Annotated in this window: 15 protein-coding genes; 5 read left to right on the plus strand and 10 right to left on the minus strand. The window is 72.1% G+C overall.

The genetic code is table 11. The features are described from left to right. The first annotated feature begins 101 nt into the window (after positions 1–101). Entirely contained in the window at positions 102–542 is a 441-nt protein-coding gene (locus tag AOQ53_RS33065) for a DUF6314 family protein (RefSeq protein ID WP_059422890.1), read from the plus strand. A gap of 30 nt (positions 543–572) precedes the next feature. Here the strand turns inward: AOQ53_RS33065 and AOQ53_RS33070 are convergent, their stop codons facing one another. The 3 genes from AOQ53_RS33070 to AOQ53_RS33080 form a co-directional block, all read right to left on the minus strand. Beyond that, positions 573–1166 carry a histidine phosphatase family protein gene (locus tag AOQ53_RS33070; protein WP_059422892.1) on the minus strand — a complete coding sequence of 198 codons (594 nt, stop codon included), beginning with the start codon at positions 1164–1166 and terminating at the stop codon, positions 573–575. A gap of 73 nt (positions 1167–1239) precedes the next feature. Then, positions 1240–1680, minus strand: coding sequence for a GNAT family N-acetyltransferase (locus tag AOQ53_RS33075; protein ID WP_059422894.1), 441 nt, complete (start codon positions 1678–1680; stop codon positions 1240–1242). A 39-nt stretch (positions 1681–1719) separates the two neighbouring features. Continuing rightward, positions 1720–3186 carry an aminotransferase-like domain-containing protein gene (locus tag AOQ53_RS33080; RefSeq protein ID WP_059422896.1) on the minus strand — a complete coding sequence of 489 codons (1467 nt, stop codon included), beginning with the start codon at positions 3184–3186 and terminating at the stop codon, positions 1720–1722. Here AOQ53_RS33080 and AOQ53_RS33085 point away from each other — a divergent pair. Then, positions 3185–4102 (plus strand): DMT family transporter, encoded by a 918-nt coding sequence (locus AOQ53_RS33085; protein WP_059422897.1) that lies wholly within the window; start codon positions 3185–3187, stop codon positions 4100–4102. The genes AOQ53_RS33080 and AOQ53_RS33085 overlap by 2 nt on opposite strands. A 93-nt stretch (positions 4103–4195) precedes the next feature. Next, positions 4196–4396 carry a DUF1918 domain-containing protein gene (locus AOQ53_RS33090; protein WP_059422898.1) on the plus strand — a complete coding sequence of 67 codons (201 nt, stop codon included), beginning with the start codon at positions 4196–4198 and terminating at the stop codon, positions 4394–4396. Between the two features lies 1 nt (position 4397). Here the strand turns inward: AOQ53_RS33090 and AOQ53_RS33095 are convergent, their stop codons facing one another. After that, the gene (locus tag AOQ53_RS33095; RefSeq protein ID WP_059422913.1) at positions 4398–5636 is read right to left on the minus strand and encodes a glycoside hydrolase family 10 protein; all 1239 of its coding nucleotides are present in this window, start codon (positions 5634–5636) and stop codon (positions 4398–4400) included. A 180-nt stretch (positions 5637–5816) separates the two neighbouring features. Between AOQ53_RS33095 and AOQ53_RS33100 the strand changes: the two genes are divergently transcribed. Then, positions 5817–6692, plus strand: coding sequence for a 3-hydroxybutyryl-CoA dehydrogenase (locus tag AOQ53_RS33100; RefSeq protein WP_078945615.1), 876 nt, complete (start codon positions 5817–5819; stop codon positions 6690–6692). 22 nt (positions 6693–6714) lie between these two features. Here the strand turns inward: AOQ53_RS33100 and AOQ53_RS33105 are convergent, their stop codons facing one another. Further along, the gene (locus AOQ53_RS33105) at positions 6715–6945 is read right to left on the minus strand and encodes a hypothetical protein (protein ID WP_059422901.1); all 231 of its coding nucleotides are present in this window, start codon (positions 6943–6945) and stop codon (positions 6715–6717) included. A 217-nt stretch (positions 6946–7162) separates the two neighbouring features. Between AOQ53_RS33105 and AOQ53_RS33110 the strand changes: the two genes are divergently transcribed. Then, positions 7163–7420 carry a hypothetical protein gene (locus AOQ53_RS33110; RefSeq protein WP_099054745.1) on the plus strand — a complete coding sequence of 86 codons (258 nt, stop codon included), beginning with the start codon at positions 7163–7165 and terminating at the stop codon, positions 7418–7420. Between the two features lies 1 nt (position 7421). Here the strand turns inward: AOQ53_RS33110 and AOQ53_RS33115 are convergent, their stop codons facing one another. The 5 genes from AOQ53_RS33115 to AOQ53_RS33135 all read right to left on the minus strand — a co-directional run bounded on the left by AOQ53_RS33115 (position 7422) and on the right by AOQ53_RS33135 (position 14691). Beyond that, the gene (locus AOQ53_RS33115) at positions 7422–7967 is read right to left on the minus strand and encodes an NUDIX hydrolase (protein ID WP_059422904.1); all 546 of its coding nucleotides are present in this window, start codon (positions 7965–7967) and stop codon (positions 7422–7424) included. A 107-nt stretch (positions 7968–8074) separates the two neighbouring features. Then, entirely contained in the window at positions 8075–9415 is a 1341-nt protein-coding gene (locus AOQ53_RS33120; protein ID WP_059422906.1) for a hypothetical protein, read from the minus strand. A gap of 324 nt (positions 9416–9739) precedes the next feature. Continuing rightward, positions 9740–12283 (minus strand): phenylalanine--tRNA ligase subunit beta, encoded by a 2544-nt coding sequence (gene pheT / locus AOQ53_RS33125; RefSeq protein ID WP_059422908.1) that lies wholly within the window; start codon positions 12281–12283, stop codon positions 9740–9742. Next, positions 12283–13410, minus strand: a complete 1128-nt coding sequence (pheS, locus tag AOQ53_RS33130) for a phenylalanine--tRNA ligase subunit alpha (protein WP_059422909.1) — start codon at positions 13408–13410, stop codon at positions 12283–12285. The genes pheT and pheS overlap by 1 nt, the downstream gene beginning before the upstream one ends. A gap of 129 nt (positions 13411–13539) precedes the next feature. Further along, complete coding sequence (locus tag AOQ53_RS33135; RefSeq protein WP_059422910.1) at positions 13540–14691, minus strand: sensor histidine kinase; 1152 nt, start codon at positions 14689–14691, stop codon at positions 13540–13542. Positions 14692–14749 lie beyond the last annotated feature (58 nt).

The following is a 14749-nucleotide window of genomic DNA, read 5'->3' on the forward strand; positions in this document are numbered from 1 at the left end:
AATATCAGACATTGATCAGCACTTCGAACGGCAAGATAGGGAGGGGGCGGATGCGCGTCAATGGGTCGCGCAGCAACGGCTGGGACGGAGAGCGGTACGGGATGGGCGAGTTCCGGCCAGTGCCGGACGTACTGGGGTATCTGGCCGGGCGCTGGCGCGTGGCCCGGTCGGTGCGGGAGCTCGCGAGCGGTGAGCGGGGGGAGTTCTCCGGGACCACCGTGTTCGCCGCGGAGGAGGACCGCGGGCTGCTGCACCACGAGTCCGGCACCTTCGTCTGGCAGGGCGTCGCCCGGCCCGCCGAGCGGACGCTGCGGTTCCTGCCGGGCCCGGGCGGCACGGCGGACGTGCGGTTCGCGGACGGGCGGCCGTTCCACGACCTGGACCTGACGTCCGGACGGCACGTCGCCGACCACCGCTGCGCGGCGGACCTCTACCGCGGCGAGTTCACCGTCCGCGACGCGGACCACTGGCGGACGGTGTGGCACGTACGCGGCCCGGCCAAGGACCTCGTCCTGCGCACCGACTACACCCGCGAGGTCTGAAACCGGCTACGCCCGCCAAGTCCGAGCCGGCTACGCGCGTGACGACTGAGCCGACACCCCGTCGAAGCGCAGGTTCCAGCGCCCCGCCCGGCCCGTCACGGAGGTCGTCGACAGCGGGCGGACGTCGATGTTCCAGTACGTCGAGAGCGGTGCCTTCAGGGCGTACACCAGGGCGGCGCGGATCACGGACGGCTCGGCGACCGCCACGACCCGGCAGCCGTCCTCGACGGGCCGGGTGTCGAGCCAGCCGCCGACGCGGGTGATGAAGTCCACCAGCGGCTCACCGCCGTGCGGTGTGGCGCGCGGGTCGGCGAGCCAGGCGTCCACCGCCTCCGGCTCCCGGGCCATCGCCTCGCCCAGGGTCAGCCCGCGCCACCGGCCCATGTCGCAGTCCCGCAGGCCTAGTTGCACGAGCGGCGCGTACCCGAGCCCCTCCCCCGTCGCACGGCTGCGCGGGGTCGGCGAGCAGTAGCGCAGCTCGGCCGCGGCGAGCGGCAGCAGTTCGTGGGCGACGCGCTCCACCTCACCCCAGCCGGCCTGGTCCAGCGGCCGGTCGTCCTCGAAGCGCTCGGCGAGCAGCGGGGAGCTGCGCGCGGCGGCGACGAACGTGACCCGAAGTGGCATGCGGCGATGGTGGGTGCCGCAAGTGCGCAGGTCAAGAGGTGTTACCCAGGAGTTACCCAGGGTGCACCGACCCTCACTGGCCGAAGATGAGAGCCATCCAGTGCTCGGGCCGCTCCAGCGCCGCGAACCCGAGCTTCTCGTAGACCCCGTGCGCGTCGTGCGTGGCGAGCAGGACCCGCCGCACCCCGTACTCCCGCAGCTCGTCCCGTACGGCCGCGACGAGCGCGCTGCCGACACCTTTGCCGCGCACCGACGGGTCGACGTACACGTCGCACAGCCACCCGAAGGTCGCCCGGTCCGTGATGACCCGGGCGTATGCCACCTGCTCGCCCGACACCGTCTCGTACACGCCGAAGTTGAGCGAACCCTCGATCGCCCGGTCCTGCTTCTCGCGCGGGCGGCCCAGCGCCCAGTACGCGTCGGTGGACAGCCAGTGGTGGACCCGCTCGGCGTCGACGCGGGCGGGGTCGGTGGAGATCTCGTAGCCCTCGGGCAGGCTCGGCGTGTCGGTCATGACGGGATGCTTGCAGGTCGGCGCCCACGCGTCGAACGCTTAACCCAGCACCTCGTCACAGGCCGCGCGCAGCCGCCGTACCCCCTCCGCGATTTCGCCGGTCTCGGCGACCGCCGCGAAGCTCAGCCGGATGTGCGGGGCCGGCGGCTCGGCGCTGAAGTAAGGGCGGCCGGGGGTGATGGCGACGCCCGCGCGCAGGGCGGCGGAGGTAAGGGCCGCTTCTCCCCCAGAGCCGAAAGCCTGGGCGGTGCCCCCAGTGCCATCCGGCAGGCGCGGCCACAGGTGGTAGCCGCCGGACGGCACGTGCGGCAGGGCGAGTTCCGGCAGGTGCAGCGCGAGCGCGGCGGTCATCGTGTCCCGGCGCGTCCTCAACTCGGCGGACACCGCTCGCAGATGGCGCGGCCAGGCGGGCGAGCCGACGAGCTCGAGTGCCGCCTCCTGAAGGGGCCGGGGCACGAAGAAGGTGTCGACGACCTGGATCGCGCGCAGCCGCTCCAGAACCGGGCCGCGCGCGGCCAGGGCGCTGACCCGGAAGCTCGGCGAGGTCGCCTTGGTCAGCGAGCAGACATGGACGACGACACCGTCGGGGTCGTCGGCGGCCAGCGGGCGCGGCAGCGGCCCCGCGTCCTCGTGCACGAGCCGCCGCACGAAGTCGTCCTCGACGACGAACGCGCCCGCCGCGCGGGCGATGCCCAGCACCTCGCGGCGCCGCTCGGGCGCGAGCACGGCACCGGTGGGGTTCTGGAAGAGCGGCTGGCAGACGAAGGCCGGAGCGCCGGTGGCCCGGAACGCGTCGGCGAGCAGTGCCGGTTTCACCCCGTCCGCGTCCACCGGGACGGGCACCGGGCGCATGCCCGCGGCACGGGCGATGGCGAGCATGCCGGGATAGGTCGGCGACTCGACGAGGACGGGGGCGCCGGGCGGGGCGAGGGCGCGCAGGGCGGTGGTGAGCGCGGACTGCCCGCCCGCGGTGACCAGCACTTCGGCGGCCGTGAAGGACCCGCCGATGCCCCGCGCGAACCACTCCCGCAGCTCCGGCAGCCCCTCGACCGGCGGGCGCCCCCAGGCGCCGGGACGACGCCCGGCGCGTGACAGGGCGGCGGCCATCGCGCGCTCCGGCTGCAACGACGGGTGCAGATAGCCGCCGTTGAACTCGATCACGCCGGGCGGCGGGGCGGCCAGCGAGACCAGCACCCCGGAGGCGTCCACCGAGCGCGGTACGAGGTCGGCGGCACCGTCCGCGCTGAGCGCGACCTCCTGCCAGGAGGTGTCCCCGGCGGGGGCCGGTGCCGTGCGGGCCTGCGCGCGGAACGCGCCCGCGCCGGGCCGGGTGACCACCAGCCCCTCCGCGGCGAGCTGCGCCAGCGCCCGCGACACGGTCACGGGGCTCACCCGGAACCGCTCGACCAGGGCCCGACTCGACGGCAGCTTTCCACCTGGCGAGTAGCGGTTGAGTTCCCGCCGCAGCTGTTCTGCCAGTTCATCGACGCTGCTACGCTCTTGCATGAGAGTGAAGAGTAGCGCTACTACCGCATCCCGGATAGCAGTCGCCACGGAGGGGGGCCGGGCCGGTCTCGGCACCCTCCAGGCCGCCCTGGGCGTCATCGCCTTCTCCCTCACCTTCCCCGCCACGGCCTGGGGTCTGGAGGGCTTCGGGCCCTGGTCGCTGGTCGCCGTACGGAGTGTCCTGGCCGCGGTGATCGCGGGCGGTGCACTGCTCGCCCTTCGCGTCCCGCTGCCCGACCGCCGCCACTGGTTCGGTCTCGCGGTCGTCGCGGCCGGTGTCGTCCTCGGTTTCCCGCTGCTCACCACGCTGGCGCTGGAAACCTCGACCACCGCGCACGCCGCCGTCGTGGTCGGACTGCTCCCCCTGACCACCGCTCTCTTGTCCGCCCTGCGCGTCGGCACCCGGCCCTCGCGCACCTTCTGGGCGGCGGCCCTCGCCGGCGCGGCGGCGGTGCTGGCCTTCACCGTGCAGCAGAGCGGCGGCGCGCTGAGCACGGCCGACCTGTACCTCTTCGCGGCACTGCTGGTGTGCGCGGCCGGCTACACCGAGGGCGGCCGGCTGGCCCGGGTCATGCCGGGCTGGCACGTCATCGGCTGGGCGCTGGTGCTGTGCCTGCCGCTGACCGTGCCCGTCGCCGCGCTCGCGCTGACGCAGGAACCCGTGCACCTCACCGCGCACAGCGTCACCGGGCTGCTGTGGGTCGCAGCGGGCTCGCAGTTCCTCGGGCTGGTCGTCTGGTACCGGGGCATGGCCGCCGTCGGCATCCCGAAGGCCAGCCAGTTGCAGCTCGCTCAGCCCCTGCTCACACTGGTGTGGTCGGTGCTGCTGCTGGGCGAGCACCTGACGGTGGCCGCCCCGCTGACAGCCGCGGCGGTGCTGGTCTGCATCGCCGTCACGCAACGGGCACGCGGCTGAGCGGGGCACGCCCGGCCCCCTGCCGAGCGGCGCCCCCGGCCGTAGACTCAAAGGCCACGGACCGCTGCTCCACACATCGTGAGGAGGCCCCAGATGCGCGCAACCGTGGGCGACCAGCTTGTCCAGCACGGCAGGGTGGTCGGTCAGCACGACAAGGTCGGCGAGATCGTCGAAGTGCTGGGCCAGGAGGGCAGCCCCCCGTACCGCGTCCGGTTCGAGGACGGGCACGAGGGCGTGTGCTCGCCGGGACCCGACACCGAGATCCGGCACCGGGAGACCACCACCGGGCCGTGATTCAGTGCGGCGGCGGCGCCGGCTGCCCGTAGTGGTCGGCGACCACCCTCGCCATCGCCCCGATCCGATCGGTCGCCATGTCCTTGGCGGCGAAGAAGACGTGCCCGCGCACCTGTGCGTGCTCCCTGGCCAGCGTCAGGTGCCGGGACAGTTCGGCCGGGTCCTGCCAGGCCGCGGGCTGCGCCGGGTCACCGGCCTTGTACAGCGCCTCCCCCACGTAGAGCCGCGTCGAGGTGCCGCGCGCGACCTCCGCCCACCAGGGCACCAGTTTCGCGTAGTCGGCGGCGGCGAAGCCGATGTTCCAGTACAGCTGCGGGACGATGTAGTCGATCCAGCTCTCGCGCACCCACTTGCGTGTGTCCGCGTGCAGGTCGTCGTAGGTCTGCACGCCCGCCCGGGTGTCCGAGCCGCGCGGGTCGGCGGCGGCGTTGCGCCACACGCCGAAGGGGCTGATGCCGAAGGGGGTGCCGGGCCGGACCTGCTTGATGCGGTCCGCCGTCTCCCGGACCAGCTTGTCGATGTTGTCCCGCCGCCACGCGGCCCGGTCCGGGAAGCCGGCGCCGTACTCGTCGTAGGCCGAGTCGTCGTCGAAGGTCTGGCCCGCCACCGGGTACGGGTAGAAGTAGTCGTCGAAGTGGACGCCGTCCACGGGGTACTTCTCCACCGCGTCGAGCATCGCGTCCTGCACGAAGCCCCGGACCTCGGGCAGCCCCGGGTTGTAGTAGAGCTTCCCGCCGTACGTCACCACCCAGTGCGGGTTCCTGCGGGCGGGGTGGCCGGCGGCCAGCCGGGTCGGGTCGGCGTGAGCGGCGACCCGGTACGGGTTGAACCAGGCGTGCAGCTTCAGACCGCGGGCGTGGGCCTCCTCCACGGCCGTGCCCAGCGGGTCCCAGCCGGGGTCCTGGCCCTGGGTGCCGGTGAGGTACTGCGACCACGGCTCGTACGGCGAGGGCCACAGGGCGTCAGCCGTGGGCCGGACCTGGAAGATCACGGTGTTGAGCCGGCTGCGGACCGCCCTGTCGAGGTGGGTGATCAGCTCGGCCCGCTGCTGCGCGGCGGTCAGCCCCGGCTTCGACGGCCAGTCGCGGCCCGCCACGGTGGCGAGCCACACACCCCGCATCTCGGCGGCCGCCCTGTCGTCGCCGCTGCCGCCCCGCTTGGGCGCGGCCGACGCCGGAGGCACCATCGTGAAAGCCGACAGCGCCGCCACCGCGAACGCCCTGCGTGACACTCGTCCCATCCGCATGCCCCAAAAAGCCGCGGATCCGCCCGGTCGCGGATCGCTCCGCGCCCAGCATGCCCGAACCGGACCCGACCCCCGCGATCGATCATCGATACTTGGGAGTAACGTGCACGAACGGAGCAGGCACCGGAATCCGGAGCACCTGCCCAGAAGTGGATCAGCGGCGAAAGGGACGATGTGACGGACACCCCAGCGGGAGACATTGCACGCGTCGGAGTCGTGGGCTGCGGTCAGATGGGCGCGGGGATCGCCGAGGTGTGCGCCCGGTCCGGTCTGGACGTCATGGTCGCCGAGACCACCGGCGAGGCCCTGGAGATCGGCCGGACCCGGCTGTTCAACTCCCTGGCCAAGGCGGCCGAGCGCGGCAAGATCACCGAGGAGGAGCTGGAGGCCACCCAGGCCCGCCTGAGCTTCACCACGGACCTCGGCGAGTTCGCCGACCGCGACCTGGTGATCGAGGCCGTCGTCGAGAACGAGCAGGTCAAGACCGAGATCTTCCAGGTGCTCGACCAGGTCGTGACCCGGCCCGACGCCATCCTGGCCTCCAACACCTCCTCCATCCCGCTGGTGAAGCTGGCGGTGGCGACCTCGCGGCCCGACCAGGTCATCGGCATCCACTTCTTCAACCCGGCCCCGGTGCAGAAGCTCGTCGAGCTGATCCCGGCCCTCACCACGTCCGAGGGCACGCTGAGCCGGGCCCAGCTGTTCACCGAGAAGCTGCTGGGCAAGCACGCGATCCGCGCCCAGGACCGCTCCGGCTTCGTGGTGAACGCGCTGCTGATCCCGTACCTGCTCTCCGCGATCCGGATGTTCGAGACGGGCATCGCCAGCCGCGAGGACATCGACAACGGCATGGAGATGGGCTGCGCCCACCCGATGGGCCCGCTGAAGCTCTCCGACCTCATCGGCCTGGACACGGTCGCCTCGGTGGCCCAGTCGATGTACGAGGAGTACAAGGAGCCCCTGTACGCCGCTCCCCCGCTCCTCCAGCGCATGGTCGACGCGGGCCGGCTGGGCCGCAAGACGGGGTCCGGCTTCTACACGTACGACTGACCGCCCGGCCGGGGCCGCCACCTCAACGCCGCCGTTCCTCCGGCCACGGCCGGAACCGGCGGCGTCCCCATTCGGCGGCCTGCTCGTTGAGGCGGCTGCGCAGCCAGCCCATCCAGAGGGCGAGCGGAGGGGGCACGAGAGCGAGCAGCAGCGCCGTCCCCCACCCCTGCCCGCCGGAGGAGTACCGGAGCACCACGACCGACAGCGCGTAGAGCGCCAGCGCGTACGCCGCGTTCTTCTGCCACTTCGTCATGCGCTCCGGGTACCCCGAGGCTGATTACTGACGGTCAGAATTCGGCCAAGTCACGGGCCCAGCACCTGAATTGGTGCCGGGCCCGTGGCATTCACACACCGTGTGCGCGCCGGGCTCGCATATGCCCGTCGCACACTCTCCCCAGGCGTCCACCAGGCGAGTTGACTCCCAGTGCGCATGCAAGGGATGTGCAATGACTACGGAAAGGAGCGGACTCGTGGCCGTCGATCCCGAGCATCCGGTCGTCCATGGAGAACTCGCAGAGTTACGACGCCGCCTCGACGTGGCGTACGCCCGTGTCGAGGGCGGGCTGGCTCTGCTCAGCCACCGCACCGAGGAGACCGCCAAGGAACTCGACGAGCTCAACACCCGGATCAACTCACTGGAACACGCGCGCTGGCCGCTGCCCGCGGTCGCCGCCCTCACCGCCGTGGGTGCCCTCGTCGTGGCGATCTGGCAGGCACTGGGACGTTAGCTCAGGGCAACGTGTCCTGACCGAGCCTGAGATGGTGCAGCAGCAGTAACGCGGCCGCCATGTTGGCGGCCGGGACCTCCCCGCGGGCGACCATGTCGGGGACGAGCTTGAGCGGAACCCATTCCCGGCGATCCGACTCGAAGTCGTCCACGGGGTGCCCGACGTACTCGCCCTCGTCGGCCCAGTACACGTGGTGCCGGGCGTCGGTGAGCCCGTTGGACGGCTCCACGCTCATGAGGTGGTGCAGCGGTCCCGGCCGCCAGCCGGTCTCCTCCTCCAGCTCCCTGGCGGCCGCGCGGGCGATGTCCTCGCCGTCCTCGACGACGCCCGCCGCGAGTTCCCACCCCCAACTGTCGGTGATGAAGCGGTGCCGCCAGAGGAGCAGCACCTCGTTGGCCTCGTTCACGACCGTGGCCACGGCAACGGGCCGCAGCCGTATGAGGAAGTGGTCGAGGTGCCGGCCGTCCGGCAGTTCGACATCCGCGAGATTGACGCTGAACCAGCGGTTTGAGTACACAGTTTGTTCGTTGCGTTTCGTCCACTGCACGGTTCTGCCACCTTCCGTCGAGTAAGTGGCAATATCGCAGCAGGGATGGAGGGACAGCAGGCGCACGGGAAGTCGCTCGGGTTGACGCGGGCGCCCGTAGCCCGGGTCTACAACGGTACGCGCAGTGCCCCGTCGATGAGTTCCGCGGCCTCGGCCGTGCCCGAGCAACCGCTGCGCACCAGGTGCTCCCGCACCGCGCGCAACCGGTCGCGCAGCCGCTGGGACTCCATGCCGCGGGCCTGCTCGGCCATCTGCACGGCGATGGCCACGGCCTTGTCCGCGTTACCCTGCCGCAGCTCGATCGTGCTGAGCATGGCCAGCCGGTGCACCCGGCCGCGGTCGTGCGCCGGGTTGTCGACCGCGGCCGCGGCATGCTCCCCGGCGGCCGCGATCTCCCCGAGACTCAGCAGCGCCTCCGCCACCTGGACGTTGACCAGCCCAGGCTGGACATAGCCGGTCTCGTCGGGCTCGTAGCCGCGCCGGATGCGGGCAGCGGCCTGCTCGGCCCGCCGGATGCAGGACAGGGCGCTCGTGCCGTCGCCGAGATGCGCGTACGCCTTGGCCTGCATCGCGTACAGGTCGGAGGCGAGCGCCGGGGTGATGTGCTTGCCGGCGGCCCGCAGCGCGGCCTCCGCGAAGGCGACGGCCTGCCGGTACTCCCGCATGAACAGCGACTGGTTGACCAGCAGCGCGATGATGTAGGCGCCGAGCCCCCGGTCACCACTGGCCTTGGCGAGCCGCAGGGCCTGGTGGAAGTAGCGCTGCGCGAGGCCGTGCGCGTCGGAGTCGTAGGCGCAGATCCCGGCGACGGCCACCAACCCGCCCGTGGCCCGGTGCAGTTGGCGCCCCGTCTCATCGGTGTAGCTGCCGCGCAGCAGCGGCGCCGCCTCGGCGTTGAGGAAGCCGACGATGCGCGCCCGTGTCGCGATGCCCCCGGCCTTGCGGTACATCTGCTCGTAGTGCGTACGGGCGGCCCGCAGCATCTCCAGGTCGCCTGGGGTGACCCGGTGTCTGCCGCCGCGGGAGACGTCCACGTCCTCGGGCGGGTTCTCCCACTCCCACACCGGCATGACGGCGGGCGTGCCGGTGACGGCGGGCGCGCCCAGGATGTGCGGGCGCTGCTGCTGGTCGGAGCGCCACAGGGCGGTGGCCCGCTCGACGAAGCCGGACAGCGAGCCGGTGTGCGGAGCGGACGGCTCACCGGGCACACCCAGGCCGATGTCGTCCAGGGTCACCTGCCGCCGCAACCGGGCGGCCAGCACCTCGCAGATCAGGTCGGGCACCTGGCCCCGGGGACGCTGCCCCTTCAACCACCGGGCGACGGCGGTGTGTTCGTACCTCAGGGACAGGCCGCGCGCCCGTCCCGCCTGGTTGACGTGTGCGGCCAGCCCCGCGTGCGAGATCCCGGCCTCGTCCAGGATCGCGTCGAGCAGAGTGTTGGGCTGCATGTGGGCCCCCCGGTGGCTCGGTGCGGCCAGATTAGTGGCTCCGCCTTCACACGGGGTGTGAACGGAGTGCTCGAATCCGCACCGTGTGCGCACTGTCGCTCTCAGTCGCCGACCGGTTGACTGAAATGCCTCGAAAGAGGCCGGCCGGGCCGCCGGCTCCCCCTCGTACAGTACGGCGGCCCGCTTCCGCCGTCCGCCCAGCCGCCTGCCCGACACTCCGTGGCGGGGCGGACGGCATCGCCGGCCACACCTTTCAGGGGCGCGGGGAACTGTGCAACCAGCCACAACCACCCGCAGCCGGCAACAGCACAGTCCCCCACGGCGCTAACTCCGCAACTCAGCCCCTACGCGTTCACCCGCAAGGGCAACCGCCGCATCCCGAGCCGCCGACGCCTCATCCACCGTCAGCGTCCGATCAGCCGCCCGGAACCGCAACGCGTACGCGAGCGACTTCCGCCCCTCGCCCAACTGCTCGACGTTCTCGTACACATCGAACAACCGGATGGACTCCAGCAGCTCCCCGGCACCAGCACGCAGGGCCTCCTCGACCTCCGCCGCCGGAACAACCGCGTCGACGACCAGGGCGACATCCTGCGTGGCGACCGGGAACGTGGAGATTCGCGGCGCCTTCACCGTGGCCTCACCGGCCGACTCCACCGCGTCCAGGTCGATCTCCATCGCACAGGTACGCGCCGGCAGCCCCAGTGCCTTCACCACGCGCGGGTGCAGCTCCCCCGCGTGGCCCACGACCCGCTCGGCACCGTCCACGGTGATCGCCAGCTCGGCGCACCGCCCGGGGTGCCACGGCCCGTACTGCCCCTTGCGAATGATCAGCTCGGCGCCCGCCTCCTGGGCGACGGAACGCGCCGCCTCGACCGCGTCGGCCCAGTCCGCTGGACGGCCCTTGCCCCACCAGCCGGCCTGCTCGCGGGCACCGGCGAGGACGACGGCGGCGTGCTGCGGCTGCTCGGGCAGCGCGGCGTTCAGCTCGGCGAGCTCCTCGCCGGTCGGGCGGCGGTCGACGGGCAGCACCGCGGCGATCCGCTGCTCCTCGCGCGGCTTGAAGACCAGTCCGGTCTCGAACAGCGCGAGGTCGTGCGAGCCCCGGCCGTCGTTGCGCCGTAGGGCGGCCAGCAGGCCCGGGAGCAGCGTCGTGCGCAGCGCGGGCTCCTCGTCGCTCAGCGGGTTGCTGAGCTTGACGACGCGGCGGGCCGGGTCGTCCGCGTCAAGGCCGAGCTGGTCGAAGACCTGCTCGCCGATGAACGGGTAGTTCAGCGCCTCGACGTACCCGGCACCGGCCAGGGCCCGGCCCACGCGGCGGTGCAGCCGCTGCCGGTTCGTCAGGCCACGGCCGGCCGGCGGCTTGGGCAGCGTGGAGGGCAGGTTCTCGTAGCCCTCCAGGCGGATGACCTCTTCGGCCAGGTCGTTCGGGTCGGTGAGGTCGGGGCGCCAGGACGGCACGGTGACGATCAGCTCGTCCTGCCCGTACACGTCACAGCCGATCTCCTGGAGCCGTCGTACGACGGTCTCCCGGCCGTACGCGACACCCGCGACCTTGTCCGGGTGGTCCGCCGGGATGGTGATGGTGCGCGGTGCGGTCGGCGCGAGGACCTCGGTGACGCCGGCCTCGGCGGTACCGCCCGCGAGGAGGACCAGCAGGTCGACCGTGCGCTGCGCGGCGGCAGCGGCGGCCTGCGGGTCGACGCCGCGCTCGAAGCGCCGGGACGCCTCGGAGGACAGCTTGTGCCGGCGGGCCGCGCGCGCGATCGACACCGCGTCGAAGTGCGCGGCCTCGATGACGACGTCCGCCGTGGCGTTCTCCACGTTGTCGTGGTCGGCGATCTCCGTGTTGGCGCCGCCCATGACGCCGGCGAGCCCGATGGGACCGCGGTCGTCGGTGATCACCAGGTCCTCGGCGTCCAGCGTGCGCTCGACGCCGTCGAGGGTGGTGAGCTTCTCGCCCGGCTCGGCCCGGCGCACGCCGATCGTGCCCTGGACCAGGCTCCGGTCGTAGGCGTGCAGCGGCTGGCCGAGCTCCATCATCACGTAGTTGGTGACGTCGACGGCGAGCGAGATCGGGCGCATGCCGACCTTCTGCAGCCGGCGCTGGAGCCAGATCGGCGAGCGGGCCTCGGCGCTCAGCCCCGTCACCGTGCGGGCCGTGAAGCGGTCGCAGCCCGTGGGGTCGGAGATCCGCACCGGGTAGCCGTAGGCGTTCGGGCCGGGGACGTCGAGCAGCGCCGGGTCGCGCAACGGCAGGCCGTAGGCGATGGCGGTCTCGCGGGCGACGCCGCGCATCGACAGGCAGTAGCCGCGGTCGGGCGTGACGGCGATGTCGAGGACCTCGTCGACCAGCTCCAGCAGTTCGACCGCGTCCTTGCCGACCTCGGTCTCCGGCGGCAGGACGATGATGCCCTTGGTGCCGTCGTCGCCCATGTTCAGCTCGTCGCTGGAGCAGATCATGCCCCGGGACATCCTGCCGTAGGTCTTGCGCTCGGCGATCTGGAAGTCACCGGGCAGGACGGCGCCGGGCAGGGCCACGACGACCTTGTCGCCGACGGCGAAGTTACGGGCGCCGCAGACGATCTCCTGGGGCTCGCCGGTGCCTCCCCCAGTGCCGAAAGCCTGGGAGGTGCCCCCAGCCTGGCCGACGTCGACGGTGCAGAAGCGGATCGGCTTCTTGAACTCCGTCAGCTCCTCGATGGTCGCCACCTGGCCGACCACCAGGGGGCCCTTGAGGTCGGCGCCGAGCTGCTCGACGGTCTCGACCTCCAGACCGGCCGAAATGAGCTTGGCCTGGACGTCGCGGCCGGTCTCGGTGGCCGGCAGGTCGACGTACTCCCGCAGCCAAGAAAGCGGGACCCGCATCAGATCTCCATCCCGAACGGCCGGGTGAACCGGACGTCACCCTCGACCATGTCTCGCATGTCCTCGACGTTGTGGCGGAACATCAGCATCCGCTCGATGCCGAACCCGAAGGCGAATCCGCTGTACTTCTCGGGGTCGACGCCGCAGGCGGTGAGCACCCGCGGGTTGACCATGCCGCAGCCGCCGAGCTCGATCCAGCCCTCGGACGAGCAGGTGCGGCAGGGCCGGTCGGGGTTGCCGATGGACTCGCCCTTGCAGACATAGCAGAGCATGTCCATCTCGGCGCTCGGCTCGGTGAAGGGGAAGTAGTTCGGCCGCAGCCGGGTCTTCATGTCCGCGCCGAACAGGGACTGGACCATGTGGTCCAGGGTGCCCTTGAGGTCCGCCATCGTCAGGCCCTCGTCGATCGCGAGCAGCTCGATCTGGTGGAAGACGGGCGTGTGCGTGGCGTCCAGCTCGTCGGTGCGGAACACCCGGCCGGGGCAGACGATGTAGACCGGCAGCTCACGGTCGAGCAGGGCGCGCGCCTGCACCGGCGAGGTGTGCGTGCGCAGGACGACGCCGGACCCGGACTCCTCGGTGCCCTTCGGGCCCTGCACGAAGAACGTGTCCTGCATCTGCCGGGCCGGGTGGTCGGGCAGGAAGTTGAGGGCGTCGAAGTTGAACCACTCCGCCTCGGCCTCCGGTCCTTCGGCGATCTCGTAGCCCATGGCCACGAAGACGTCCGCGACCCGCTCCATCATCGTGGTGAGCGGGTGCCGGGCGCCGGCCGGTACGCGGTCGTAGGGCAGCGTGACGTCCACCGCCTCCTCGACCAGCACACGGGCGTCCCGCTCGGCCTCGAGTTCGGCCTGGCGGGCGGCGAGGCCCTTGTTCACGGCGCCGCGGGCCTGCCCGACGCGCTTGCCGGCGTCGGCCTTGGCGTGCGGGGGCAGGGCGCCGATCTCGCGGTTGGCGAGGGCCAGCGGAGAGGCGGGGCCGGTGTGGGCGACCTTGGCCTCGTGGAGCGCGTCGAGGGAGTCCGCGGCGGCGAAGGCGGCGAGCGCCTCGTCCCGCATGCGCTCGATCTCTTCCGGTTTCAACGCCTCGACCTCTACAGGGTCGTACGACTTATTCGGTGCCGACATCTCTTCCCGTGCTTCCGATTGGCTGGCTGAAGGTCCCCGTCACCGACTCCGATGGCCGTCTGCGGGACACAAAGGTGCCAATGGCCGAGTCTAACGGGGTGGAGGTGTACGAATGCGCCCGCGGGCTGCTCAGGCGAGATAGGCCGGAGCGCTCACGGGCAACGTAAATCGGAACTCGGCACCGGCGCCGGGGGCGCGGCCGACCGTGATGGTGCCGCCGTGGGCTTCGACGATGCCCTTGACGATGTAGAGCCCGAGACCCGTGCCGCCGCGCTTGCTGCCCCGCCAGAAGCGGGTGAAGACGCGGTTCATGGACTCCTCCGGGATGCCGGGCCCCTCGTCGCTCACCGTGACCGACGTGGCTGCGTGCTCGGCGTTCTCGCCCTCGCGGGGGGACGCCGTGGCCGTGACGTCGATGGTGACAGTTCCCTCGCCGTGCCGCACGGCGTTTTCCAGGAGGTTGCTGAGCACCTGGTCGATCTTGTCGGGGTCGGCCCACAGATCGGGCAGCGGCTGCTGGACGCGCAGCAGGAACCGGTCGGCGGGCTGCCCGGCGGCGACGTAGGCCTGGATGTGCCGTCCGACGGCGGCGCCGATGTCGACGGGCTGGCGCCGCACCTCCAGCCGGCCGGAGTCGATCCGGGAGATGTCGAGCAGCTCGGCGATGAGCCGGGTGACCCGGTCGGCGTCGGCGTCGACGGTCTCCAGCATCAGCCGCTTCTGGTCGTCGGTGAAGCGTTCCCACTTGGCGAGCAGGGTGGCGGTGAAGCCCTTGACGGAGGTGAGCGGGGAGCGCAGCTCGTGGGCGACAGTGGCGATCAGCTCGGCGTGGCTGCGCTCGGTGCGGCGACGGGCCTCGGTGTCGCGCAGGGTGACGATGAGACGCCGGAGGGGACCGGTGGGCCGGGTGCGGACGTAGCGCGCGGAGACCAGCACCTCACGGCCGCCGGGCAGGAGGAGGTTGCGCTCGGGCTGTCCGACCCGGATCGCGAGACCGCCGTACGGGTCGGTCAGCTGCCACCAGCGTCGCCCCTCCAGATCCTCTAATGGCAGGGCCTTCTCCAGGCGCTGCCCGAGGGCGTCCCGGGCGCGGACGGCGGTGATGCGCTCGGCGGCGGCGTTGAAGCAGACGACCCGGCCCTGCTCGTCGGCGACGACGAGTCCGTCGGGCAGCATGTCGGGGTCGATGCCGAGGCCGGCGAGATCACCGGGTGGCCGGGACGCGGCGGGCGGGCTCCCGGCGTCCTGGGCCCCCGGTGTGCTGCTCGTGCCGACGCTCATCCCCGTACCCCACCTCCAAGGCTCCACAGAGGGGTCCCTGAGCTGGTCACCCTACTAG

Source organism: Streptomyces azureus, assembly GCF_001270025.1.
Lineage (GTDB): Bacteria > Actinomycetota > Actinomycetes > Streptomycetales > Streptomycetaceae > Streptomyces > Streptomyces azureus.